This is a genomic window from Nocardioides sp. Arc9.136 (genome assembly GCF_030506255.1).
Taxonomy (GTDB): Bacteria; Actinomycetota; Actinomycetes; order Propionibacteriales; family Nocardioidaceae; genus Nocardioides.
Genome location: NZ_CP113431.1, coordinates 4,241,681 through 4,265,481, shown reverse-complemented (window position 1 = coordinate 4,265,481; position 23,801 = coordinate 4,241,681). Strand labels below are relative to the sequence as shown.

Below are 23,801 nucleotides of genomic sequence, written 5' to 3'. Positions count from 1 at the left end.
GTCCCGGCCCGGTGCCGTCCGACCAGTTCGGCGTGGCGCACCACCCACTTGTGGTCGTCCGTCGTCGTGGGCGCGCGCCGGCGAGACGACCCTCGCGACCGTGACAGTGGTTCTGTCATGATCCGGCCCATGAGTGAGACGAGCACGGGCATCGAGCTGGGCCGGGGGACCGGGCCGCTCCGGGGCGTCAAGGTCGTGGAGATCGCCGGGATCGGGCCGGGCCCGCACGCGTGCATGCTGCTGGCCGACCTCGGGGCCGACGTCATCCGCGTGGAGCGGCCGGGCGGCCAGGCGCTCGCCGGCGGCGCACACAACCTGCTCAACCGCGGCCGCCCCAGCGTGGCGCTCGACCTGAAGAACCCCGAGGCCGTGCGGACCGTGCTCGAGCTGGTCCGCGGTGCCGACGTGCTCGTCGAGGGCATGCGCCCCGGCGTGATGGAGCGGCTCGGGGTGGGCCCGGAGGACTGTGCCGCGGTCAACGAACGGCTGGTCTACGGCCGGATGACCGGCTGGGGCCAGGACGGGCCGCTGGCCCAGGCCGCCGGGCACGACATGAACTACATCGCGATCACCGGCACCCTCTTCGGCCTCGGCCAGGACAAGTCCAGGCCGCACTTCCCGAGCAACCTCGTCGGCGACTTCGGCGGCGGGTCGACGTACCTCGTGATCGGGATCCTCGCCGCGCTGCTCGAGGCGAAGGTCAGCGGGAAGGGCCAGACCGTCGACGCCGCCATCGTCGACGGCACCGCCAGCCTCAACGCGATGACCGCCGCGTTCATCGCCGGCGGCCAGTTCCGCGAGGAGCGGGCGGTCAACCTGCTCGACGGCGGCGCGCCGTTCTACGACGTCTACGAGACCTCCGACGGCCGGCACATGTCGGTGGGGTCCCTGGAGCCGCAGTTCTTCGCGCGGCTCGTCCAGCTGCTCGGCGTCGAGGACACCTGCCCCGGCCAGTTCGAGATGGACCGGTGGGAGGAGATGCGCGCGCTCTTCACCGAGACCTTCCGCGGTCGGACGCAGGCGGAGTGGGTCGAGGTGTTCGAGGGCACTGATGCCTGCGTGGCCGGCATCATCCCCATCAGCGAGGCGGCGGAGCACCCGCACATGAAGGCGCGCGGCGTCTTCGTGACCCGCGACGACCTGCTCCAGCCCGTCCCGGCCCCCCGCTTCAGCCGGACCGGGGCGACGCTGGGCACCCCGCCGTCGCGCGAGGCCGGCGAGCACACGCGCGCCGCGCTGACCGCGTGGGGCGTGCCGGACGTCGACGGGCTGATCGAGCGCGGAGTGGCGGTGCAGGTCTGACCAGGCCGTTCCTCTTCCTCGGGACCCGTGCGGAGGACGCCGCCGCGGACGGGGAGTACGACGCCGTCCTCCTCGCCACCGGCCTCGACGAGCGCGACGTACGCCGCGTGCGGCTCGAGCAGCAGCCGCTGGAGGAGGCCCTCGGCGGACCGGTCGACCTCGACGACTGGTCCGGCGTCGTGCTGGGCGGCGGGCCGTTCAACGTCAGCGACCCGCCGGACCAGAAGTCGCCCGTCCAGCACCGCGTCGAGGCCGAGCTGCAGGACCTGTCCACGCGGGCGGTCGCGGCGGACCACCCGTTCCTGGGCTGCTGCTACGGCATCGGCACGCTGGGCGTCCTGCGCGGCGGCGTGGTCGACCGGACGTACGGCGAGCCGATCGGCGCCGTCGAGGTCACGCTGACCGATGCGGGCCGCACGGACCCGCTGACCGGCGGGCTGCCCGAACGGTTCGCGGCGTACCTCGGCCACAAGGAGGCCGTCTCCCGCCTGCCCGACGGCGCCGTGCTGCTGGCCTCCTCGGCCACCTGCCCGGTGCAGGCGTTCCGGATCGGGCGCAACGTCTACGCCACGCAGTTCCACCCCGAGCTGGACGTCGAGGGGCTGTGCCTGCGCATCGACGTCTACGAGCACCACGGCTACTTCGAGCCCGGCGGGGCCGAGGCGCTCAAGGCGCTGGCCCGCGCGGCGAGCGTCACCGAGCCGTCCCGGCTGCTCGCCCGCTTCGTCGAGCGGTACGCACGGTGAGCGGCGTCACGCTCGACTCCTTGTTGAACATCCGTCAATAATGGGCGGGTGAGCACCCCCCAGCACGCACCCGAGCCCACCACCGAGCACGCTCCCGCGCCCGAGCACGTGGACGTCCTCGTGATCGGCGCCGGCCTCTCCGGCATCGGCGCGGCCTGCCGGCTGCGCGAGGAGCACCCCGGACGCAGCCTCGCGGTGCTCGAGATGCGCGAGGTGAGCGGCGGGACGTGGGACCTCTTCCGCTACCCCGGCATCCGGTCGGACTCCGACATGTTCACCTTCGGCTACCGGTGGCGGCCCTGGCCGAGCGACACCGCGCTCGCCGACGGCCAGCTGATCCTCGACTACCTGCGCACGGTCGCCGAGGAGCACGGCGTGGACCGGCTGATCCGCTACCGGCACAAGGTGCTGGGCGCCTCGTGGGACTCCGACACCTCGCGGTGGACCGTGCGCGTCTCCACGCCCGAGGGCGAGAAGGCGCTCACCACCGACCTGCTGTGGAGCTGCGCGGGCTACTACGACTACGAGTCCGGCCACTCCCCGGTCTTCCCCGGCCAGGACGACTTCGCCGGCCGCCTCGTCCACCCCCAGCAGTGGCCCGAGGACCTCGACACCACCGGCAAGAAGGTCGTCGTCATCGGCAGTGGCGCCACCGCGGTCACCCTGGTCCCCGCGCTCGCGGGCACCGCCGAGCACGTCACCATGCTGCAGCGCTCGCCCACCTACATCCTGTCCCGGCCCGGCCGGGACCCGTGGGCCAAGGCGCTCGCCAAGCTGCCGGCCAAGGTCAGCTACCCGATCGTGCGGTGGAAGAACATCCTGCTCGCCATCGGCACCTACAAGCTCGCCAAGAGCCGGCCGCGGGTGGTCAAGGGCGTCGTGCGCGCCGGCGTACGTCGCCAGCTGCCCGAGCACGTCGACGTCGACACCCACTTCAAGCCGTCGTACGACCCGTGGGACCAGCGGCTGTGCTTCGTGCCCGACGGCGACCTGTTCAAGGTGCTGCGCAGCGGCGACGCCTCGATCGTGACCGCGGCGATCGACACCTTCACCGAGAAGGGGATCCGGCTGACCGACGGCAGCGAGCTCGAGGCCGACGTGGTCGTCAGCGCCACCGGCCTGAGGCTGCTGCCCTTCGGCGGCATCCCGCTCGAGGTGGACGGCAAGCCGGTCGAGCTGTCGGAGACCATGTCGTACAAGGCGCTCATGCTCAGCGGCATCCCGAACTTCATCTACACGATCGGCTACACCAACGCCTCGTGGACGCTGAAGGCCGACCTGGTCGCCGACTACGTCTGCCGGATGCTGCGGCACCTCGACGAGACCGGCAAGCGGTCCTTCGTGGCCGACCGGGACCCCTCGGTCGACGAGCGGCCGTTCCTGGACTTCTCCTCCGGCTACGTCCAGCGGGCGCTCGACGGGCTACCGCGCCAGGGCGACCGGGCGCCGTGGAAGCTCGACCAGAACTACCTGACCGACGTCCGCACCATCCACCGCGACGCCATCGACGACGGGGTGCTGACCTTCCGCTGAGCTGCCCGGGGGTTTCCGGGTCCGGCGCGGCGGTCACCGGTACGGCGTACCCGACCGCACGACCACAGGAGGTCAGACATGGGACTGGGCGACAAGCTGAGCAACAAGGCCGAGGAGCTCGGCGGCAAGGGCAAGGAGTCCGCCGGCGAGGCGACCGGGGACGACCAGCTCAAGGCGGAGGGCAAGGCCGACCAGTCGTCGGCCAACCTCAAGAACGCCGGCGAGAAGGTCAAGGACGCCGCGGGCGACGTCAAGGACGGCCTCACCAAGTAGCAGCATTCCCGCTCCGGCGGGAGAGACATGTCACCCCTCGACGATGGGGTGTTGTGCGGGTCGCATCCCTACAGTGGGGGTGCGGCCCGTTCCAGTTTCGCCCCGGAGCCGTTCTTGATGCGTCGAGCACCTCCCTGGTCACCAGGGCAGCAGCTCCGCGCCGTCCCATGGCGAGACACCCGCCATCGGACGGATCTGTCACACCTTCATGCCTTCGAACACCAGCACCACCCCCACCACCGGCTTCACCTCCCTCGGCGTCCCTGCCGACCTCGCCGCGGTCCTCGCGCAGCGCGGCATCCTCGAGCCCACGCCGATCCAGGCCAAGACGCTCCCGGACTCCCTCGCGGGCCGCGACGTCCTGGGCCGTGGCCGCACCGGCTCTGGCAAGACCTACGCCTTCCTCCTCCCGCTCGTCGCCCGCCTGGCCGCCTCCGGCCGCCCGGCCGCCGCACGCAAGCCCCGCGCGCTCGTCCTGGCCCCGACCCGTGAGCTGGTCGGCCAGATCGAGGAGGCGCTCAAGCCGCTCGCCGACGCCTTCGGCCTCACCACGCTGACCGTCTTCGGCGGCGTGGGCCAGAACCCGCAGGTCCGCGGCCTGCGCGCCGGCGTCGACATCCTGCTGGCCTGCCCCGGCCGCCTCGAGGACCTCATCGGCCAGGGCCACTGCGACCTCGGCTCGGTCGAGGTGACGGTGCTCGACGAGGCCGACCACATGGCCGACCTCGGCTTCCTGCCCTCGGTGCGCCGCCTGCTCGACGCGACCCCGGCCCGCGGCCAGCGCCTGCTGTTCTCGGCCACGCTCGACAAGGCCATCGACGTCCTGGTCAAGCGCTTCCTGCACGAGCCGGTCGTCCACCAGGCCGACTCGGCCCAGTCGCCGGTCAGCGCGATGGACCACCACGTCCTGCACCTCTCCCGCGAGCACCGCGTCCCGGTGCTGGTCGACCTGGCGAGCGCGCCCGGTCGCACGGTGGTCTTCACCCGCACCAAGCACGGCGCCAAGGCGCTGACCCGCCAGCTCAACAAGTCCGGCGTGCCGACCGTCGAGCTGCACGGCAACCTCAGCCAGAACGCCCGCACCCGCAACATGGAGGCCTTCCACTCCGGCAAGGCCAGCACGCTGGTCGCCACCGACATCGCGGCCCGCGGCATCCACGTCGACGACGTCGCGCTGGTCGTCCACGCCGACCCGCCGGCCGAGCACAAGGCCTACCTGCACCGCTCGGGCCGCACCGCCCGGGCCGGCGCCGCCGGCACCGTCGTCACCCTGATGACCGACGAGCAGGTGCGCGACGTCCGCGACCTGACCCGTGCGGCCGGCATCAAGCCGACCATCACCCGCCTCGCGGGCACCGACCACCCGGTCCTCACCCAGCTCGCCCCCGGCGAGCGGCAGGTCGTCCCCGGCGGCCTCGTCGTCGAGGCGCCCGTCGAGCAGGGCCGCTCCGGCGGCCAGGCCGGCGGCACCGGCGGCGGGCGCTCCGGCTCCGGCCGGCGCTCCTCGCGCGGTGGCCGCGGTCGCTCCGGCGGCCAGGGCGGCTCCGCCTCGGGCGGCTCGCGCGGCGGGTCCGGTGCGGGCAGCTCGGCCAAGGCCGGCGCGCCCTCCTCGGCCGGCGCCAAGGGCGGCTCCGGCGGCTCCGGCGGCCGGGGGCGGCGTACCGGCGGTGCGGCGTCCGGCGGCTCGACCGGTGGCAGCCGGCACAGCGCGGCGTCGTTCAGCACCGGGCGCCGCTGACCTCGTGGCACGAGCCGGGCGGGGCAACGGGGCGTCCGTAAGGTCGTTGACGTGAGCCCCGTCCGAGCCTGGTTCCAGCGAGCGCTGTGGGACGTCGTCCCGCGCGACCACCGCCAGACCGCCGCCGCCCTGCGGCGGCGGCAGGTGGTGACGATGGCGGTCGTGGTGGTGGGCGCGGTCGTGCTGGGCCTCTCGCTGCGGATCGATCCCGGCAGCGGCTGGTTCTACGTCTCGACCGCGGCCCTCGCCGGCGTCTGGACGGTCGGCGCCTTCGCCTCCGGGCCGCTCCACCTCGGCCGCATCGCCTGGCGCGACGGGCTGACCCGGCCGGTCGTCACGCCGGTCCTGCTCGGCGCCGCGATCGTCGGGGTCTTCGTGCTCGGCGGCCTGGTGATCCGGGAGATTCCCTACCTCCAGGGACAGGTCAGCTCGGTCCTCGACTACGCCGACCAGGGCTCGCTACCGCTGCTCGTCCTGATCACCGCGGTCAACGGGATCGCCGAGGAGCTGTTCTTCCGCGGGGCGGCGTACGCCGCGATCCCGCGCCGGCCGGTGCTGTGGACGACCGTCGCGTACGTCGTCGCCACCGCCGCGACCGGCAACCCGATGCTCGCCTTCGCCGCCATCCTGCTCGGCGTGATCGTCGGGCTCGAGCGGCGTGCCTCCGGCGGCATCCTCGCCCCGATCCTCACCCACTGCACCTGGTCGCTCTCGATGCTGCTGGTCCTGCCGCCGGTCATCGGCTGAGGGCGGGGCGGCCGGCGGGCGGATGTTTCATCGGCCAGCCGATGAAGCTCCCGGTTGGCCGATGAAGTTTCATCGGCCAAGCGACAGGTTCAGCGGCCAGCCGCTGAAGCTTCCAGCGGCGCGGCAGGGGCCTCAGCCCGCCGCGGACTCCCGGTCCTCGGCGAGCGCCGCCTCGACGGCCTCGGCGTAGGTGAGCGGCTCGCCGGGGACGAGGTCGCGGATCGAGTCGTCGGTGACGATGACCTCGTTGCCCATCGACTCGATCAGGTTCGCCGCGGTGGTGGCGTCCACGCCGGTGACCAGCTTGATCCAGTACTGCGACAGGATCGGGGTGCCCAGCGGCACGTGGATGATCGGCAGCCGCCGCCCGTGCATCACCGCGCCGGCCTGGGCCAGCATGTCGGCGTACGTCAGCTGGTCGGCGCCGCCGATCTCGAAGACCCGGTCGTGCGCCTCCGGCACGTCGACGACGCCGGCGAGGTAACGGACCACGTCCGCGATCGCGATCGGCTGGGTGAGGGTGGAGGCCCAGCGGGGGACGATCATCGCCGGCAGGTTCTTGACCAGCCGGCGCGTCATCTCCCACGAGATGCCGCCGGAGCCGACGACGATCGCGGCACGCAGCACGGTGACCGGCACGCCGGACTCGCCGAGCAGCCGCTCGACCTCGCGCCGCGAGCGCAGGTGAGCGGAGAGGTCCTCCTCGTCCGAGCCCAGCCCGCCGAGGTAGACGATCTGGTGCACGCCGCTCGCGGCGGCCGCCAGGCCGAAGCCCTTCGCCGCCGCGGCGTCCTTGCGCTCGAAGTCGTCGTCGTCGAGGGAGTGCACGAGGTAGACCGCGACGTCGACGTCCTCGAGCGCCTCGGCCAGCGAGCCGGGGTCGTGGACGTCGCCGAAGACCGCCTTGCCCGGGCCGTCGTAGGTGTCGGGATGGCGGGTCATCGCCTTGACCGTGTGCCCGCGCTCGACGAGCTCGGGGACGAGCCGGGCGCCGACGAAGCCGGTCGCGCCCGTGACCAGGACGGTGCTCATGGGACCACCCTAGGGACGCGGTCCTAGGACCCCCGGCCGGCGCGCGCCTCGATGCGGGCCCGGCGGTCGGAGTCCATCGCGGCCTCGTACGCCGCGACCAGGCTCGCGATCGACAGCGGCTTGAGCCGCTCCACGACCTGCTGGATCCGCTCGGGCGGTGCCCCGGCCTCCTTGTACGCCGGCCACACCATCGTCCGGAACAGTTCGTTGAGCTCCTGGGCGATCTGGCGCCCGTGCGCGGCGTACACCTGGGCGGCCGCGACGGCCGCCTCCGTCGGGAACCCGAGGTCGACCAGGCCCAGCCCCACCTGAAGCTGGGAGGCGGCCACCTCGAACCGGCCGCGCCGCGGCCGGCGGACGATGCCCAGCGCCTCGAGCGTGGCCAGCGCGTCGTCGTCCAGCGCCCGCCCGGCCCGCTTCTCCAGCTCCGCGCGCGACATCTCCACGGGGACGTCCGCCTGCCACGGCGCGAGCATCGCCCGGTGCAGGGCGATGTCCTCGGGGGCGGCGTCCTCGGGGATGCCGGCGAGGTACTTCTCGATCGCGGCCAGGGTGAACCCGTGGCCCTGCAGCTCGCGCACGAGCTCCAGCCGCGCCACGTGGTCGGGGGTGTAGTAGCCGCTGCGGCCGCGCCGGATCGGCGGCGGGACGAGCCCCTTGGTCGTGTAGAAGCGCACGTTGCGCACGCTCATCCCGACCCTGCTGGTGAGCTCGTCGAGCGTCAGCAGCTCCCGAGCGGCCTCCAGCCGCTCCTCCGTCTGCGTCACGTGCGCTCCTCTCGTGAGCCAGACCACAACCAGCCCGCCCTTGACCGTGACACCGATGGTGTCACAATCGGGGGACCACCATCACAGACGCACCCAGACGCTAGGACGGTCATGGCAGAAGCATTCGTGTACGACCACATTCGTACGCCGCGCGGCAAGGGCAAGGCGGCCGGCTCGCTGCACGAGGTCAAGCCCGTCGACCTCGTGGTCGGCCTGCTGGACGAGATCAAGTCGCGCAACCCCTCCCTGGACCCCGAGCGCGTCGACGACGTCGTCCTCGGCGTGGTCTCGCCGGTCGGCGACCAGGGCGGCGACATCGCCAAGACGGCCGCGCTGGCCGCCGGCTACCCCGACACCGTCGCGGGTGTGCAGCTCAACCGCTTCTGCGCCTCGGGCCTCGAGGCCGTCAACCAGGCCGCGTCCCGCGTCCGCGGCGGGTTCGAGGACCTCATCCTGGCCGGCGGCGTGGAGTCGATGAGCCGGGTGCCGATGGGCTCCGACGGTGGCGCGTGGGCCTCCGACCCCGCCACCGCGCTGAAGACCGGCTTCGTGCCGCAGGGCATCGGCGCCGACCTGATCGCGACGATCGAGGGCTTCAGCCGCAACGATGTCGACGCGTACGCCGCGGAGTCCAACCACCGCGCCGCCAAGGCGTGGGCCAACGGCTACTTCGCCGACTCCGTCGTCCCCGTCCGCGACATCAACGGGATCGCCGTCCTGGACCGCGACGAGCTGATCCGCCCCGACACGAGCGTCGAGAGCCTCTCGGGCCTCAAGCCGTCCTTCGCCCAGATCGGCGCCGACGCCGGCTTCGACGACGTGGCGCTGGAGAAGTACCACTGGGTGGGGAAGATCGACCACGTCCACCACGCCGGCAACTCCTCGGGCATCGTCGACGGTGCCGCGATCATGGCGATCGGCAGCGAGGAGGTCGGCCAGCAGCTCGGCCTGACCCCGCGCGCCCGCATCCTCGCGACCGCGGTCTCCGGCGCCGACCCGACGATCATGCTGACCGGTCCGGCCCCGGCCGCCCGCAAGGCGCTGGCCAAGGCCGGCCTCGAGGTCGGCGACATCGACCTGTTCGAGATCAACGAGGCGTTCGCCGCGGTGGCCATGCGCTTCATGCGCGACATGGGCATCACCGACGAGATCACCAACGTCAACGGTGGCGCGATCGCGATGGGCCACCCGCTCGGTGCGACCGGCGCGATGATCCTCGGCACGCTCGTCGACGAGCTCAAGCGCCGCGACCTGCGCCGCGGCCTCGCCACGCTCTGCGTCGGCGGCGGGATGGGCATCGCCACCATCGTCGAGGTCGTCTGACCGCGCGCTGCTCCTCCCGACACCGATCTCACCTGAACGAACAGGACTCCGAATGACCACCAGCACCACCGAGCAGACCGCTGTCCGCTACGAGCGCGACGCGGACGGGATCGTCACCCTGACCCTCGACGACCCGAACCAGTCGGCGAACACCATGAACGACCTCTACATCTCCTCGATGAAGGCCGCCGTCGAGCGCCTGCACGCCGAGGTGGCCGAGGACGAGCAGAGCGTCACCGGCGTCGTCGTGGCGAGCGCGAAGAAGACCTTCTTCGCCGGCGGCGACCTCAAGAGCATGGTCACCGCGACCCGCGAGCAAGCCGGCGACGTGTTCGCGATGGCCGAGGACGTCAAGTCCGCGCTGCGCCGCCTCGAGACCTTCCCCCGCCCGGTCGTGGCTGCCATCAACGGCGCCGCGCTCGGTGGTGGCCTCGAGATCTGCCTGGCCACCAACCACCGGATCGCCGTCGACGACTCCTCGGTCGTCGTGGGCCTCCCCGAGGTCAGCCTCGGCCTGCTCCCCGGCGGTGGCGGCGTGACCCGCATCGTGCGGATGTTCGGCCTCCAGGAGGGCCTGATGGGCTTCCTGCTCGAGGGCAAGCAGTTCAAGGCCGCCCAGGCCAAGGAGAAGGGCCTGGTCGACGAACTGGTCGCGACCCGCGAGGAGCTCGTGCCGGCCGCGAAGGCGTGGATCAAGGCCAACCCCGAGGCGAGCAGGAACCCCTGGGACGCCCCCGGCTACAAGATGCCCGGCGGCAGCCCGAAGTCGCCGGCGCTGGCCGGCTTCCTCCCGGCGTTCCCGGCCCTGCTGCGCAAGCAGACCAAGGGCGCGGTGTACCCCGCCGCCCGCGCGATCCTCTCGGCCGCCGTCGAGGGCGCGCAGGTCGACTTCGACACCGCCTCGCGCATCGAGTCGCGCTACCTGACCCACCTGGTCACCAACCAGGGCTCGAAGAACATGATCCAGGCGTTCTTCTTCGACCTGCAGGCGATCAAGTCCGGCTCGCTGCGCCCGCAGGGCATCGAGCCGTGGAAGGCCACCAAGGTCGGCGTGCTCGGCGCCGGCATGATGGGCGCGGGCATCGCCTACGTGTGCGCCCGGGCCGGCATGGAGGTCGTGCTCAAGGACGTCTCCGACGAGAACGCCGCCAAGGGCAAGGCGTACTCGGAGAAGATCAACGCCAAGGCCGTCTCCCGCGGCAGGCTCAGCGAGGAGGGGTCCGCCGAGATGCTCGGCCGGATCACCGCCACCGGCGACCCCGCCGACCTGGCCGGCTGCGACCTGGTCATCGAGGCCGTCTTCGAGGACCCCTCGCTCAAGGCGAAGGTCTTCGCCGAGGTCGCGCCGTACGTCAACCCCGACGCGCTGCTGTGCTCGAACACCTCCACCCTGCCGATCACCGAGCTCGCCGAGGGCGTCGACCGCCCCGCCGACTTCATCGGCCTGCACTTCTTCTCGCCCGTCGACAAGATGCCGCTGGTCGAGATCATCAAGGGCAAGGAGACCTCCGACGTCGCCCTGGCCAAGGCCTACGACGTCGTGCAGCAGATCAAGAAGACCCCGATCGTCGTCAACGACAGCCGCGGCTTCTACACCTCGCGCGTCATCGGCTTCATGGTCAACGAGGGCATGGCGATGCTGGCCGAGGGCGTGCAGCCCTGGACCATCGAGCGCGCGACCACCCAGGCCGGCTACCCCGCGCCGGTGCTGCAGCTCTCCGACGAGCTCAACCTCGAGCTGATGGACAAGATCGCCAAGGCCACCCGAGCGGCCGCCGAGCGCGACGGCCAGGACCTGGCCGAGCACCCCGGCACCGCCGTCGTGACCCGCATGCTCGAGGCGGGCCGGGCCGGCCGCCTCCGCGGCAAGGGCTTCTACGAGTACGACGAGGCCGGCAAGCGCCAGTCGCTGTGGTCGGGCCTGGGCGAGCTGTTCCCGGTCGCCTCCGAGCAGCCGTCGATCCAGGACTGCAAGGACCGGATGCTCTTCGCCGAGGCGCTGGAGACCGCGAAGTGCTTCGAGGAGGGCGTCATCACCTCGGCGGCCGCCGCGAACATCGGGTCGATCATGGGCATCGGCTTCCCGCCGATGACCGGTGGCGCCGCGCAGTTCATGACCGGCTACGAGGCTCCGGCCGGGTCCGCGGCAGCCGGCGAGATCGGCCTCGCGGCGTTCGTCAAGCGCGCCGACGAGCTGGCCGAGACCTACGGCGACCGGTTCCGCCCCACGCAGTACCTGCGTGACCTCGCGGCCTCGGGCGGTTCGTTCCCCGCCTGATCGGCTGCTGCTCGGCCCGCTCGGCCCGTGGTGGTGCAGGGGTCCCCGGTGAACCGGGGACCCCTGCGCTTACCGGGGTAGATCTGCCCCGGCAAGCAAGGGACTGCCCCGGGAAGCACGCGCCCGACCGCCGCCGACCGCCCCCGAGCGGCCCGACCCGCCGCATCCCGCCGCGCGAACGGCCGGCGCGGGCGACAATGGGTCGGTGACCCTTCCCCCCGGCGGCCACCCGGTGCAGGTGCGCGACCTGCACGTGCGCTTCGGCGAGGTCGAGGCCGTGGCCGGGGTCGACCTGGTCGCGGAGGCGGGGCAGGCGACCGCCCTGCTGGGGCGCAACGGCGCCGGGAAGTCCACGACGATGCGCGTGCTGGCCGGCGTCGTGCCGCCGACCTCGGGGACTATCACCGTCGCGGGGCACGACGTACGCCGGGACCCGCTGGCGGTCAAGCGCGCCGTCGGCTACTGCCCCGACGTGGGCGGGCTCGTCCCGCGGGCCACCCCCTGGGAGCACCTGCAGCTCGCGGCGCGCCTGCGGCGGCTGCCCCGGACCGACCCCGGCTGGGAGGACCGGGCCCGCGACCTGCTCGAGCGCTTCGAGCTCGGCGACGTGGCGCACCGGGTGACCGCGGGCTTCTCCCACGGGATGGGCCGGCGGCTGTCGGTGGTGCTCGCCGTCCTGCACCGGCCCGCGGTGCTGCTGCTCGACGAGCCGTTCGACGGGGTGGACCCGATCGGCGTCGAGGCCACGATGGACGCCATCGACGACGCCCGCGCCCGCGGTGCGTGCGTCCTGGTCTCCACCCACCTGCGCGAGCTCGCCGTGGAGGCCTGCAGCACGGTCACGGTGCTGCGCGGCGGCGCCCGGGTCGCCACGGCCGACGCCGCCGACATGACCGGCGAGGAGGGAGCCCGTGCCTACCGCGGCCTCCTGGACTGACACCACCCGCGCGCTCGCCGATGTCGGGCACCTGGTCCGCTTCCGCGCCGCGACGGTACGCCGCCGGGGCTCGGCCGCCTGCGTGACCACGGCGTTCGTCGGGCTCACGGCCGCGGCGGCCGTCGTGCCGGCGTACGCACCCGGCGCCGGCGGCCCCGGTCGCGCCTTCGAGCTGCTCCTGCTGCTGCCGACCGCGCTGGCGGGCTTCCTCGGCCTCGCGGTCGTCTCGGCGGTGGCGTCGGGTGGCGGGCGGGAGCTCCTCGACCGCGACCCGGCCGCCGTGCTGCCGGTGAGCCCGACCACCGACCACCTGGGCGCGCTGCTGCTGGCGCCGCTCAACATCGCCTGGCTGCTGCAGGGCTGGACCCTGCTCGGCACCACCGCCTACGCCCTCGGCCCGGCGGGCCTGGCCCCTGCCCAGGCGGTGGTCCTGGTGTGGCTGGCCGTGGCCACCGCGCTCGCCCAGGTCGTGGCCTGGACCTTCGAGGGGGTGCGCCGGACGCGGCACGGCATCGCGGTCGTGCGCGTGGTGACCGTCGTCCTGCTCGGCGCCGCGCTCGGGCTGCAGGCCGCCGGCGCGCTGGTGCCGCTGCTGGACCGGCTGCCGACGCGCCAGGTCGTCGTCGGGATGGTCGGCGGGGTGTCCTGGTCGTGGGCGGCGACCATCGCCGCGCTGCTCGTGGCCCTCGTCGTCGCGGTCGCCCTGGGCGCGGTGCCGGCCCACCTGGCGGCGCGGCGCACGCCCCGCGACGAGGTGGGCGTGGAGTCCGGTCGGTACGCCGCCCGCCGGCTGCCCCGCTCGGACCTGGCCGCCCTGGTCCGCACCGACCGCGGGTCGGTGTGGCGCGCGCTGCCGATGCGCCGGGGCATCGCGGTGCTGGCCGTCGGACCGGGCGCGGTGGCGCTGCTCGGCGACCTGCCCTGGTCGACGATGACCGTCCTGCCGGGGCTCGTCGCCTCCGGCGGCGCCCTGCTGTTCGGCGTCAACGCCTGGTGCCTGGAGGGCCGCGGGGGGCTGTGGCGCGAGAGCCTGCCGGTGGCCCCGGGGACGGTGTTCGCCGCCCGGGCGTGGGTGCTGGCGGAGTTCCTGCTCGTCGCGTCCGGGGTCACCGTGCTGCTCGCGGCCGTCCGGGCCGGCGTGCCGTCCCCGGCGGAGCTGACCGCGCTGGTGTGCACCGTCCTCGTGGTCACCGTGCAGGTGGTCGCGGCCGCGATGCGCTGGTCGGCCCGCCGCCCCTACGCCGTCGACCTGCGCTCCGCCCGCGCCACGCCGGCCCCGCCGCTGGCGATGGTCGGCTACTCCACGCGGCTCGCGGTCTCCACCACCCTCACCGGCCTCGTCTTCTCCGGCCTGGCCCGGGTGCCCGCCTGGGAGGTCTCCGCGCTGGTCGCGGTGCCGTTCGTGTGCTGGTCGCTGGTCCGGCTGCTGCGCGCGCGTGCCCTCTGGCTCGACGCCCCCGCCCGGGCCCGCGTCGTGATGACCGTCGCGGGGTGACCGGGAGGGGTGTCCAGCGACCACACGGTCGCTGAGGAGGGCAGCGACCGCGCCCTCACCCCGTGGTGGGGGTCGCGGAGGCCGAGCAGTCGGCCTGGGCGTCGGTGAGGGCGGCGACGGCGGGAGAGCCCCAGTCGCCGGTGAGGGTGCCGACCACGGCGTCGCGGACGGCGTCCTCGTCGAGGGCGTCGCGCAGGCACGCGGCGTACTCCCGCCAGTCGACCTTGCCCTTGGTGAAGGCGACCTGGGCGCGGGCGGACTCCTCGACGAAGTCCATGCACCCGAACATCGCGTCCACCCACTGCTCGGCCAGCGCCGGCTCGAGCGCGGGGGAGGTGGGGGCGACCGACCCGTCGACGAGGACGCCGGCGGCCTCGAGCTCCTCGACCGGTACCTCCGCGAGCAGCGCGTCGGCGAAGCACTCGCCGTCCGCGGTGTCGGTGGCGCTCGCGTGGTCGCCGGCGTACAGCGCGGCGAGGCCGTCGCGGACCTCCGCCGCGGCACCGGCCGGACCCGGCGCGGGCGCGCCGTCGGGGTCCTCGCTCCCGCCGGTGCACCCGGTGAGCGGGACGAGCAGGAGGGAGGCGGCGAGAGCTGTGCGCAGCACCCGGTGACTCTCCCACTACTCGCTGGTTAGGGTGCGCGGCATGGACTTCTCCCCGTCCCCTCGTGCCGCCGACCTGACCGAGCGCGTGCGCGCGTTCCTCGCCGAGGAGGTCGAGCCGGTCGAGCCGCGGTTCCACGCGGACCTGGCCGAGGCCCGCCGCACGGGCGACCCGTGGTCGCAGCCGCTCGCGCTGCTCGAGGAGCTCAAGGGGAAGGCCCGCGAGCGCGGCCTGTGGAACCTCTTCCTCCCGCACGAGCACGCCGGTGAGTACGCCGCGCGGTTCGGCACCGACGGCGGCGAGGGCCTGACGAACGTCGACTACGCCCCGATCGCCGAGCTGACCGGTCGCTCCGCGATCGCGCCGCTGGTGCTGAACTGCAACGCGCCGGACACCGGCAACATGGAGGTGCTGCTCCGCTACGGCAGCGAGGAGCAGAGGCGGGAGTGGCTCGAGCCGCTGCTCGACGGGCGGATCCGCTCGGCGTTCACGATGACCGAGCCAGGCGTCGCCTCGTCCGACGCCACCACCATGGAGGCCACCGCGGTCGTCGACGGCGACGAGGTCGTCGTCAACGGCCGCAAGTGGTGGTCGACCGGCGTCGGCCACCCCGACTGCCGGATCTTCATCTTCATGGGGCTCACCGACCCCGACGCCGACCGGCACCGCCGGCACTCGATGGTGCTGGTGCCCCGCGACACCCCGGGCGTGAGGATCGAGCGGCTGCTCGACACCATGGGCATCCACGACGAGCCGCTCGGTCACGGCGAGGTGTCCTTCACCGACGTCCGCGTCCCGGTCTCGAACATCATCAGCGGCCCCGGCGAGGCGTTCGCGATCGCCCAGGGGCGGCTCGGCCCGGGCCGGGTGCACCACTGCATGCGGCTCATCGGCCTGGCCGAGATGGCGCTGGAGCTGGCCTGCCGGCGTGGCCTGGAGCGCACGGCGTTCGGCAAGCCGATCATCAACCTCGGCGGCAACCGCGAGCGGATCGCCGACGCCCGCATCGCCATCGACTCCGCCCGGCTGCTCGTCCTCGACGCCGCCTGGAAGCTCGACGTCGGCGGCCCGCTCAACGCGCTGTCCGAGGTCTCCCAGATCAAGGTCGCCGTGCCGAACATGGCCCAGCAGGTCATCGACATGGCCATGCAGCTCCACGGCGGCGGCGGCCTGTCCAGCGACTTCCCGCTGGCCGCGGCGTGGACCGCCGCCCGCGCGCTGCGCCTGGCCGACGGTCCCGACGAGGTGCACCGCGGGGTCGTCGCGCGCCTCGAGCTCGGCAAGTACGGCGCCAAGCGATGACCGGGTCGATGACCGGCCAGGGGCGGCGCGTCCTCGTCACCGGCGCGGCGTCCGGTCTCGGCAAGGCGCTCACCGAGGCGTTCCGCGCGCGCGGCGACGAGGTGCTGGCCACCGACCTCGCCGAGGGGGCGGACCTTCGCCTCGACGTCACCTCCGGCGACGACTGGGCGGCCGCGGTCGACCACGTCGAGCGCACCTGGGGCGGCCTGGACGTCCTGGTCAACAACGCCGGTGTCGCCGGCGGCGGTCGGCTCGACGTCGCGACGCTCGACGAGTGGCAGTGGATCACCGAGATCAACCTGTTCGGCGCGGTGCGCGGCACCCGGGCGTTCGTCCCGCTGCTCAAGCGGCAGGGCTCGGGGCGGATCGTGAACGTCGCCTCGCTGGCCGGCCTGGTGCACCCGGGCGGGATGGCGTCGTACAACGCGGTCAAGGCGGCCGTCGTCGCCCTCACCGAGACCACCGGCCACGAGCTCGCGTCGTACGGCGTGACCGCGCACGTGGTGTGCCCGTCGTACTTCCGCACCAACCTGATGACCTCGCTGCGCGGCCACGACACCGCGCTGGCGGCCGTGATGAGCAAGCTGGTCGAGGAGTCGCCGACCACCGCCGAGGAGGTCGCCGCGGCGGTCCTCGAGGGGATCGACCGGGGCGACGAGGTGATCCTCCCGGACCAGGCGGCCCGGGACGCCTACGCGCTCAAGGTCGGCGACCGCGCGACGTACGACGCCGTCATGCGCGCGCGGGCCGCCAAGCTCGACCGGATGGGCAACGAAGGAGCACCTGCATGAGCACCGAGGGCACGCGTGACGGCAACCCGGCCAAGCCGGTCCGCGAGGAGGACGCCTTCGACGCGGCCGCCGTGGCCGCCTGGCTCGACGAGCAGGGCGCGGGCGTGGGGACGATCGACGAGGTCCGCCAGTTCAGCGGCGGCGCGTCGAACCTGACCTACCTGCTCGTGGCCGGCGACCGCGAGCTGATCCTGCGCCGCCCGCCGTCGGGCCGGAAGGCCGCCGGGGCGCACGACATGGGCCGGGAGTACCGCATCCAGTCCGCGCTCGCGCCGGTCTTCCCCTACGTCGCCGGCATGGTCGGCCACTGCACCGACGAGGCGGTGATCGGCTCGGAGTTCTACGTGATGGAGAAGGTCCCGGGCCTGATCCTGCGCTCGGAGTTCCCGCGCGAGGTGAGCGCCGAGGAGGCCGACGCCCTGTGCGAGCGCGCCCTGGACGTGCTGGTCTCGCTGCACTCCGTCGACGTGGCCGCGGTGCCGGAGCTCGCCGCGCTCGGCCGCGGCGAGGGGTACGTCGGCCGGCAGGTGCGCGGCTGGGTCGGCCGGATGGCCGACGCCCGCACCGAGGACACCGGCGACTGGTCCGACGTGGTCACCTGGATCGAGCAGCACCAGCCCTCGGACGTCGCGCAGGTGCTGATCCACAACGACTTCCGCTTCGACAACCTGGTGCTCGACGACGACCGCGGTCGGCTGGAGGTCCGCGCGGTGCTCGACTGGGAGATGGCGACCGTCGGGGACCCGTTGATGGACCTCTCCTCGACGCTGGCCTACTGGGTGGAGGCGGCCGACGACGACCTGTTCCAGCTGTTCCGCCGGCAGCCCACGAACGCGCCGGGGATGTGGACCCGCGACCAGCTGGTCGAGCGCTACTGCGCACGCATGGGCTTCGAGATCAGCGCGGACCAGGGGCTGTTCTACGAGGTCTTCGGGCTGTTCCGGCTCGCGGTCATCGCCCAGCAGATCTGGTACCGCTACGTGCACCGGCAGACCACCAACGAGTCGCACGCGGTGCTCGGCCAGGTGGTGGCCTACCTCGAGGCGCGCTGCCGCCGGCTGCTCGCGGAGCACGGCTCCGGCGCTCCGGCCTGATGGGCCTCCTGCTGCTGGTCCGCCACGGCCAGGCGTCCTTCGGGGCCGACGACTACGACGTGCTCTCCGCGACCGGGCACGAGCAGGCGCGCCTGCTCGGCGCTCAGCTCGCCCGCCAGGGCGTCACGGCGGACGTCGTCGTCCGCGGCGACATGCGCCGGCACCGCGAGACCGCCGAGGGCGTGCTCGAGGGCGCCGGCTGGTCGACGCCGGTCGAGGTCGACCCCGGCTGGGACGAGTTCGACCACCTCGGCGTCGTCGCGGCCCACCCCGACCTGGCCTCGCCGAGCCTGGACCGGCGCGAGTTCCAGCGGGTCTTCGAGGAGGCGACCGCCCGGTGGACCTCCGGCGCCGACGACGCGGCGTACCCCGAGCCGTGGGCGGGCTTCCTCGGCCGCGTGCGCGGCTCGCTCGAGCGGGCCTGCGCCCAGGCCGGCCCCGGCGGCACGGTCGTCGTGGTCACCTCCGGCGGCCCGATCGCCGTGGCCGCCGCGTCGCTGACCGACCCCGACGGCGACGCCGTGACGACGGCCCGGCTGTGGGGCCGGTTCAACACGGTGGTGGTGAACTCCTCGTGCTCGCGCGTCGTGGTCGGCTCCACCGGCGCCCGGCTGCTGACCTTCAACGAGCACACCCACCTCGCGGGGGACACCCTCACCTACCGGTAGCCGGGTCCGCTCCGCCGGTGGGTGGCAGGAAGGCCGCGGAGCGTCAACATCCCAAGTCAACTTGGGATGTGAAGGTTCCCTGCCATCGCAATGGCCGCGGAGCGGCTGGATCGGCCGCGGAGCACCCCGGTACGGCGCCCCACCCGTCACATGAGCTTCTTGAACACCCCGAGCGGCGCGTGCTTCATGACCACCGAAAGCGGGGCCCAGGGCAGGCGCGGCACGCAGGCGGAGTCGACCTCCTTCTCCACGGCCTCGACCATCGCGCGCACGCCGACGTCGGTGGGGACCATCATCTTGGTCCGCTGGGCGACCTTCTCGTTCATCTCCGAGGCGATGTAGCCGGGGTAGAGCACGGTGACCTTGACGGTCCGCCCGAGCGGCTTGCCGTGCAGCTCGTTGCGGATGCCCTCGGCGAGGTAGGCCGCGCCGATCTTGGTGGCGGCGTACGTCGTCATGGTCTTCGGCATGCCACGCATCGCGGACATCGACGACACCATCACCAGGTGGCCGGCCTGCTGGTCGCGGAAGGCCTCCATGGCGGCCTCGGTCTGGGTGAGCGCGCCGACGAAGTTCGTCATCGCCGTCTCCTTGTTGGCCGCCTGCCCGCCCGTGCCGAGGGGCGCGCCCTTGCCGAGCCCGGCGTTGACGACGACGCGGTCCAGGGAGCCGAGGTCGCGTCGGAAGGCGCGGAAGGTCTCGAAGACCGCCTCGTCGTCGAGCACGTCGAGGGTGCGCGTCTCCACGCGCCGGTCGGGGTGGGCCGCGAGGATCTCGGCCCGCAGCTCGGTGAGCCGCTCCTCCCTGCGGGCGCAGAGGGCGAGGTCGTTGCCGCGCGCGGCGAACTGGCGGGCCATCTCCGCGCCCAGCCCGCTGGACGCGCCGGTGATGAGGATCGTCGTCATGGCGCGGAGTCTGCCCTGCGCGCCGGAGGAGCGACGCAGACGCCCGGTCGCGGCGTGCATACGTGGTATACATACCGAGTATCCAGGCCCGTTCGGCAACGTGCCGACGCGGGTCGCCCACGACGCGGAGGTCGACGATGTCGGTGAAGCAGGCGCTGCTGGCGCTGCTCGAGCAGGGGCCGATGTACGGCTACCAGCTGCGCAGCGAGTTCGAGCAGCGGACCGGGGCGACCTGGCCGCTCAACGTCGGGCAGGTGTACACGACGCTCACCCGGCTCGAGCGCGACGGCCTGGTCGAGGGGGCCGGCGAGGACGGCGAAGGCCACGTGGTCTACCGGATCACCGGCGCGGGCCGCGAGGAGGTCGCCACCTGGTTCACCACGCCCGTGGCCCGGACCCAGCCCCCGCGCGACGAGCTCGCGATCAAGCTCGCGCTGGCCGTCACGGTCCCGGGCGTCGACGTCGGGACCGTGATCCAGCAGCAGCGCAGCGCCACGATGACCGCCCTGCAGGACTACACCCGGCTCAAGCGCAGCGGCCGCGCCGCCAACCCGGTCGAGCCGGCGGACCTCGCCTGGAGCCTGGTCCTCGACTCGCTGGTCTTCGACGCCGAGGCCGAGGTGCGCTGGCTCGACCACTGCGAGGCCCGGCTGCGACGAGCGGCCGTGGAACGACGCGACGCCGCGCCCGGCGCGCCGGCGGGCGACCGCGGTGCCGCGGCCGAGCAGGAGCGCACCCGGTGAGCGCCCTGACCGAGGTCGACCACGGCCGGTTCCGGCGCGCCGAGCAGCGCTGGCTGCGGCAGTCCGCCGAGCGGCTCCGCGCCGCCGCCACCCTGCGGCGCCGGGCCGCGCTGCGCTCCCGCGAGGCCGGGGAGTCCCGATGACCGCCGTCCTCCACCTCGAGCAGGTCACCCGCGTGCACGGCGAGGGCGACACCGCCGTGCACGCCCTGCGCAGCGTCTCCTTCTCCGCCCACGCCGGCGAGCTCGTCGCCGTGATGGGCCCCTCGGGGTCGGGGAAGTCCACGCTGCTCACGCTCGCCGGCGGCCTCGACCGCCCGACCTCCGGCACGGTGGCCGTCGAGGGCGTCGACCTCGGGTCGCTTCCCGCCCCCGAGCTGGCCCGGATGCGGCGTACGTCGCTCGGCTACGTCTTCCAGGACTTCAACCTCATCCCCGCCCTCACCGCCGCGGAGAACGTCGCCCTGCCCCGTGAGCTCGACGGCGAGCGGGCGCGCGCCGCCCGCCGGCACGCCCTGGCGGCGCTGGAGGAGGTCGGCATCCCCGACCTGGCCGACCGCTTTCCCGACGAGATGTCGGGCGGGCAGCAGCAGCGGGTCGCGATCGCCCGCGCGATCGTGGGCGACAGGCGGCTGGTCCTGGCCGACGAGCCCACCGGCGCCCTGGACACCGAGACCGGCGAGGAGATCCTGCGGCTGCTCCGTGCCCGGTGCGACGCGGGCGCCGCCGGGGTGCTGGTCACCCACGAGGCGCGGCACGCGGCGTGGGCGGACCGGGTCGTGTTCCTGCGCGACGGCGTGGTCATCGACGAGACCGGCTCCGCGCCGGTCGACGCGCTGCTGGACCAGGACGCAGCCCGGTGAGCCGGGCCTCCGGATGGCGGCCGGCGCTGCGGATCGCCTGGCGCGACGTGCGCCGCGCCCGGGCGCGCACGGCGCTCGTGCTCGTGATGGTGGTCCTGCCCGTGCTCGGCGTGACGGCGGCAGCGGTCGTCATCGCGACCGAGGACGTCAGCGGCACCGAGTCCCTCGCGAGCCGGATCGGCGCGGCGGACGCCCGCGTCGACGTCGCGCGCGGCGCCGTGTCGGCCGCCCAGGCGCCCGACCCCGAGGACGCCGCGAGCTGGAGCACCGGCGGCCGGGGCAGCGGCTCGCCTGCCGCGCCCCAGCTCGAGGAGGCCCTCGGCCGGGACCTGCCGGTGCTGCGGTGGGAGCGGGGGAGCGCGCTCGTCACCACCGAGCGGGGCGTCGTCGACGTCGAGGCGTCGGTCCTCGACCTCGCCGACCCGCTCGCGGCGGGCCTCTTCACCCTCGAGGAGGGTCGCCTGCCCCGGGCGGACGACGAGGTCGTCGCCAACCGGGCGCTGGCCGAGCGCGGCTTCGCCCTCGGTGAGGAGGTCGAGCTCGCCGACGGTGCGACGTTCGAGCTCGTCGGCCTGGGGGAGTCGGCGTCGGTGCGCAGCACGCCCGTGCTCGTGGGCACGGCCGCCCGGCTCGTGGGGCCCCGTAGCGACGGGGCGTCCTGGCTCGTCGGCGGCGGCCCGGTCACCTGGCCCGACGTGCGAGCCCTCAACGACCTCGGCGCGCTCGTCGTCAGCCGCGCGGTCCTCGAGGACCCGCCGCCGGACTCCGAGGTCCCGGCTGACGTGCGCCCCTCGGGCGGCACCGACGACGCCTGGCTGGCGATCGTGGCGCTCGTCGCCGTCATGGTCCTCATCGAGGTCGTCCTCCTGGCCGGCCCGGCGTTCGCCGTCGGGGCGCGCCGCCAGTCGCGCACCCTGGCCCTGCTCGCCGCCAGCGGCGGCACCCCGCGGCAGGCGCGTCGGGTCGTGCTCGCCTCGGGCGTCGTGCTGGGCGGCCTCGGCGCGACCATCGGGGTGCTGCTCGGCCTGGGGGCGGGTGCTCTCGCGGCGCACGTGCTCGAGGGCCACTCCAGCACGTGGTTCGGTCCGTACGACGTGCCGTGGCTGCAGGTCGGCGGCGTCGCGGCGTTCGGGCTGCTCAGCGCCCTCCTCGCCGCCGTGGTGCCGGCGTGGCTGGCGTCGCGCCAGGACGTCGTCGCGGTGCTCGCCGGCCGGCGGGGCGACCGGGCGCCCACGTTCCGGTCGCCGCTCCTCGGCCTGGCCCTCCTCGGGGTCGGCGTCGCGGGGTCGGCGTACGGCGCGCTCCAGGGCTCGGGCGGGGAGCTGGCCATCGCGGCCTCGGCCATCCCCACCGTCCTGGGCATGGTCCTGCTCGTGCCGGTCGTGCTCGTCGCGCTCGCACGGGGCTCCCGCCGCCTGCCGCTGGCCCTGCGGTACGCCGTCCGCGACGCCGCCCGGCACCGCACCCGCACCGTCCCCGCCGTCGCGGCGGTCGCGGCGACGGTCGCGGGCGTGGTCGCCCTCGGGATCGCCAACGCCAGTGACCGCGCCCAGGACGAGGCGCTCTACAGCCCCCAGCTGGTGGACGGCGACGCGATCGTCCGCGGGCCGCTCACCACCGACGCCGACTGGCAGCGGGTCCAGGACCTGGTCGCGCCCGAGGTCGACGGCGAGGTGACGCCGGTCCGGGGGCTCCGCGAGGTGACGGAGCCGGACGTCTACCGCGAGGTACGCGTCCGGGTGTCGGGGAGGCGGGGCCTGCTGAGCTCCACCCGCAGCGCCGCCGGCAGCACGGTCCTGGTGGACGACCGCGTCCCCCGGGTGCTCGCCGAGCGCCTCGCGCCCGGCGAGAGCGACCGCGCGGACGCGGCCCTCTCCTCGGGACGGGTGGTGGTCCTCACCGACCGGCGGGTGGTGCCGGTCGACTCGGTCCGGCTGGCCGTCGTCGACCGTCCGACGTCGGGTGGGCGCTCCCGCGTCGTCGAGCGCGCCGAGCTGCCGGCGACGCTCGTCCGGGTGGGCGGCTTCGACACGCCGGCCCAGGCCGTCCTCCCCGAGGCGCTGGCCGCGGGGGCCGGCCTGCGCGTCGGCACGGTGTCGCTGGAGGTGCGGGGACCGGTCAGCGAGGAGGAGCAGCGCGACGTCGACGAGGTGGTCAGCGGCATCGACCCGGACCTCGACGTCTACGTCGAGCGGGGCTTCGCGACGGAGGACGACACGTGGATCCTCATGGTCGTGCTCGGGACCCTCGGTGGCGTCCTGATGCTCGGCGGCACGCTGACGGCCACCGCCCTCGCGCTCTCCGACGCCCGCCCCGACCTCGCCACCCTGGCCGCCGTGGGCGCGTCGCCCCGCACCCGCCGGTCGGTGGCGGCGGCGTACGCGCTCGTCGTCGGCCTCGTGGGCGCGGTGCTCGGCGCGCTGGTGGGCGCCGTGCCCGGGGTGGCGGCGTCCTTCCCGCTGACGAGCAGCACCTGGAGCGACGTCGACGCCACCGGCGCGGCGCTGCCCGACCACTTCCTCGCGGTCCCGTGGCCGCTCGTGGCCCTCGTCGTCGTGGGGCTGCCCCTGGTGACGGCCGGGCTGGTCGGGCTGACCAGCCGCGGCCGGCTCCCGCTGACGGCGCGGCTCGACTGACGGAAACAAACAGTCAGGCTTGAC

At 74.1% G+C, this 23,801-nt stretch carries 22 protein-coding genes; 18 read left to right on the top strand and 4 right to left on the bottom strand.

Going from position 1 to position 23,801, the window contains the following annotated elements; all coding sequences use genetic code 11:
• The first annotated feature begins 129 nt into the window (after positions 1-129).
• The 6 genes from OSR43_RS20565 (at position 130) to OSR43_RS20540 (ending at position 6,339) form a co-directional block, all read left to right on the top strand.
• Complete coding sequence (locus tag OSR43_RS20565) at positions 130-1,302, top strand: CaiB/BaiF CoA-transferase family protein (protein ID WP_302268685.1); 1,173 nt, start codon at positions 130-132, stop codon at positions 1,300-1,302.
• Positions 1,245-2,048, top strand: coding sequence for a glutamine amidotransferase (locus OSR43_RS20560; RefSeq protein ID WP_302268683.1), 804 nt, complete (start codon positions 1,245-1,247; stop codon positions 2,046-2,048). Before OSR43_RS20565 ends, OSR43_RS20560 begins: the two co-directional genes overlap by 58 nt.
• Positions 2,049-2,096: 48 nt before the next feature.
• The gene (locus tag OSR43_RS20555) at positions 2,097-3,581 is read left to right on the top strand and encodes an NAD(P)/FAD-dependent oxidoreductase (protein ID WP_302268682.1); all 1,485 of its coding nucleotides are present in this window, start codon (positions 2,097-2,099) and stop codon (positions 3,579-3,581) included.
• A 78-nt stretch (positions 3,582-3,659) separates the two neighbouring features.
• Positions 3,660-3,854: a CsbD family protein gene (locus tag OSR43_RS20550; protein ID WP_302268681.1), complete on the top strand. Its 195-nt coding sequence runs from the start codon at positions 3,660-3,662 to the stop codon at positions 3,852-3,854.
• Positions 3,855-4,062: 208 nt separating this feature from the next.
• Positions 4,063-5,592: a DEAD/DEAH box helicase gene (locus tag OSR43_RS20545; protein ID WP_302268680.1), complete on the top strand. Its 1,530-nt coding sequence runs from the start codon at positions 4,063-4,065 to the stop codon at positions 5,590-5,592.
• Positions 5,593-5,643: 51 nt separating this feature from the next.
• Positions 5,644-6,339, top strand: coding sequence for a CPBP family intramembrane glutamic endopeptidase (locus OSR43_RS20540; RefSeq protein ID WP_302268678.1), 696 nt, complete (start codon positions 5,644-5,646; stop codon positions 6,337-6,339).
• Positions 6,340-6,471: 132 nt separating this feature from the next.
• Here the strand turns inward: OSR43_RS20540 and OSR43_RS20535 are convergent, their stop codons facing one another.
• Positions 6,472-7,371 carry an NAD(P)H-binding protein gene (locus tag OSR43_RS20535; protein ID WP_302268677.1) on the bottom strand — a complete coding sequence of 300 codons (900 nt, stop codon included), beginning with the start codon at positions 7,369-7,371 and terminating at the stop codon, positions 6,472-6,474.
• A gap of 23 nt (positions 7,372-7,394) precedes the next feature.
• Positions 7,395-8,138 carry a MerR family transcriptional regulator gene (locus OSR43_RS20530; RefSeq protein ID WP_302268676.1) on the bottom strand — a complete coding sequence of 248 codons (744 nt, stop codon included), beginning with the start codon at positions 8,136-8,138 and terminating at the stop codon, positions 7,395-7,397.
• Positions 8,139-8,249: 111 nt separating this feature from the next.
• On the opposite strand from OSR43_RS20530, the gene OSR43_RS20525 reads away from it, so the two are divergent.
• The 4 genes from OSR43_RS20525 (at position 8,250) to OSR43_RS20510 (ending at position 14,171) form a co-directional block, all read left to right on the top strand.
• Entirely contained in the window at positions 8,250-9,461 is a 1,212-nt protein-coding gene (locus OSR43_RS20525; protein WP_302268675.1) for an acetyl-CoA C-acetyltransferase, read from the top strand.
• Positions 9,462-9,513: 52 nt separating this feature from the next.
• Entirely contained in the window at positions 9,514-11,739 is a 2,226-nt protein-coding gene (locus tag OSR43_RS20520) for a 3-hydroxyacyl-CoA dehydrogenase NAD-binding domain-containing protein (RefSeq protein ID WP_302268674.1), read from the top strand.
• A gap of 205 nt (positions 11,740-11,944) precedes the next feature.
• Positions 11,945-12,676, top strand: coding sequence for an ABC transporter ATP-binding protein (locus OSR43_RS20515; RefSeq protein ID WP_302268673.1), 732 nt, complete (start codon positions 11,945-11,947; stop codon positions 12,674-12,676).
• Positions 12,651-14,171: a hypothetical protein gene (locus OSR43_RS20510; RefSeq protein WP_302268672.1), complete on the top strand. Its 1,521-nt coding sequence runs from the start codon at positions 12,651-12,653 to the stop codon at positions 14,169-14,171. The genes OSR43_RS20515 and OSR43_RS20510 overlap by 26 nt, the downstream gene beginning before the upstream one ends.
• Before the next feature lie 55 nt (positions 14,172-14,226).
• On the opposite strand, the gene OSR43_RS20505 is transcribed toward OSR43_RS20510, so the two are convergent.
• A complete protein-coding gene (locus OSR43_RS20505; protein WP_302268671.1) occupies positions 14,227-14,778 on the bottom strand; it encodes a hypothetical protein in 552 nt (183 codons plus the stop codon).
• Positions 14,779-14,818: 40 nt separating this feature from the next.
• Between OSR43_RS20505 and OSR43_RS20500 the strand changes: the two genes are divergently transcribed.
• From OSR43_RS20500 to OSR43_RS20485, 4 genes are read left to right on the top strand one after another with little or no spacing between them, the layout of a single operon-like run.
• A complete protein-coding gene (locus tag OSR43_RS20500; RefSeq protein WP_302268670.1) occupies positions 14,819-16,078 on the top strand; it encodes an acyl-CoA dehydrogenase family protein in 1,260 nt (419 codons plus the stop codon).
• On the top strand, positions 16,075-16,869 hold the full coding sequence (locus OSR43_RS20495; protein ID WP_302268669.1) for an SDR family NAD(P)-dependent oxidoreductase: 795 nt from the start codon (positions 16,075-16,077) through the stop codon (positions 16,867-16,869). The genes OSR43_RS20500 and OSR43_RS20495 overlap by 4 nt, the downstream gene beginning before the upstream one ends.
• On the top strand, positions 16,866-17,963 hold the full coding sequence (locus OSR43_RS20490) for a phosphotransferase family protein (protein ID WP_302268668.1): 1,098 nt from the start codon (positions 16,866-16,868) through the stop codon (positions 17,961-17,963). Before OSR43_RS20495 ends, OSR43_RS20490 begins: the two co-directional genes overlap by 4 nt.
• A complete protein-coding gene (locus OSR43_RS20485; protein ID WP_302268667.1) occupies positions 17,963-18,631 on the top strand; it encodes a histidine phosphatase family protein in 669 nt (222 codons plus the stop codon). The genes OSR43_RS20490 and OSR43_RS20485 overlap by 1 nt, the downstream gene beginning before the upstream one ends.
• Positions 18,632-18,777: 146 nt before the next feature.
• Here the strand turns inward: OSR43_RS20485 and OSR43_RS20480 are convergent, their stop codons facing one another.
• Positions 18,778-19,536 (bottom strand): SDR family oxidoreductase, encoded by a 759-nt coding sequence (locus OSR43_RS20480; protein ID WP_302268666.1) that lies wholly within the window; start codon positions 19,534-19,536, stop codon positions 18,778-18,780.
• Positions 19,537-19,673: 137 nt separating this feature from the next.
• Here OSR43_RS20480 and OSR43_RS20475 point away from each other — a divergent pair, with 137 nt between their 5' ends.
• The 4 genes from OSR43_RS20475 to OSR43_RS20460 are packed head-to-tail and all read left to right on the top strand — an operon-like array spanning position 19,674 to position 23,777.
• Complete coding sequence (locus OSR43_RS20475; protein WP_302268665.1) at positions 19,674-20,279, top strand: PadR family transcriptional regulator; 606 nt, start codon at positions 19,674-19,676, stop codon at positions 20,277-20,279.
• A complete protein-coding gene (locus OSR43_RS20470) occupies positions 20,276-20,422 on the top strand; it encodes a hypothetical protein (RefSeq protein ID WP_302268664.1) in 147 nt (48 codons plus the stop codon). The genes OSR43_RS20475 and OSR43_RS20470 overlap by 4 nt, the downstream gene beginning before the upstream one ends.
• Positions 20,419-21,141, top strand: coding sequence for an ABC transporter ATP-binding protein (locus OSR43_RS20465; protein ID WP_302268663.1), 723 nt, complete (start codon positions 20,419-20,421; stop codon positions 21,139-21,141). The genes OSR43_RS20470 and OSR43_RS20465 overlap by 4 nt, the downstream gene beginning before the upstream one ends.
• The gene (locus tag OSR43_RS20460; RefSeq protein ID WP_302268661.1) at positions 21,138-23,777 is read left to right on the top strand and encodes an ABC transporter permease; all 2,640 of its coding nucleotides are present in this window, start codon (positions 21,138-21,140) and stop codon (positions 23,775-23,777) included. Before OSR43_RS20465 ends, OSR43_RS20460 begins: the two co-directional genes overlap by 4 nt.
• Positions 23,778-23,801: the final 24 nt, after the last annotated feature.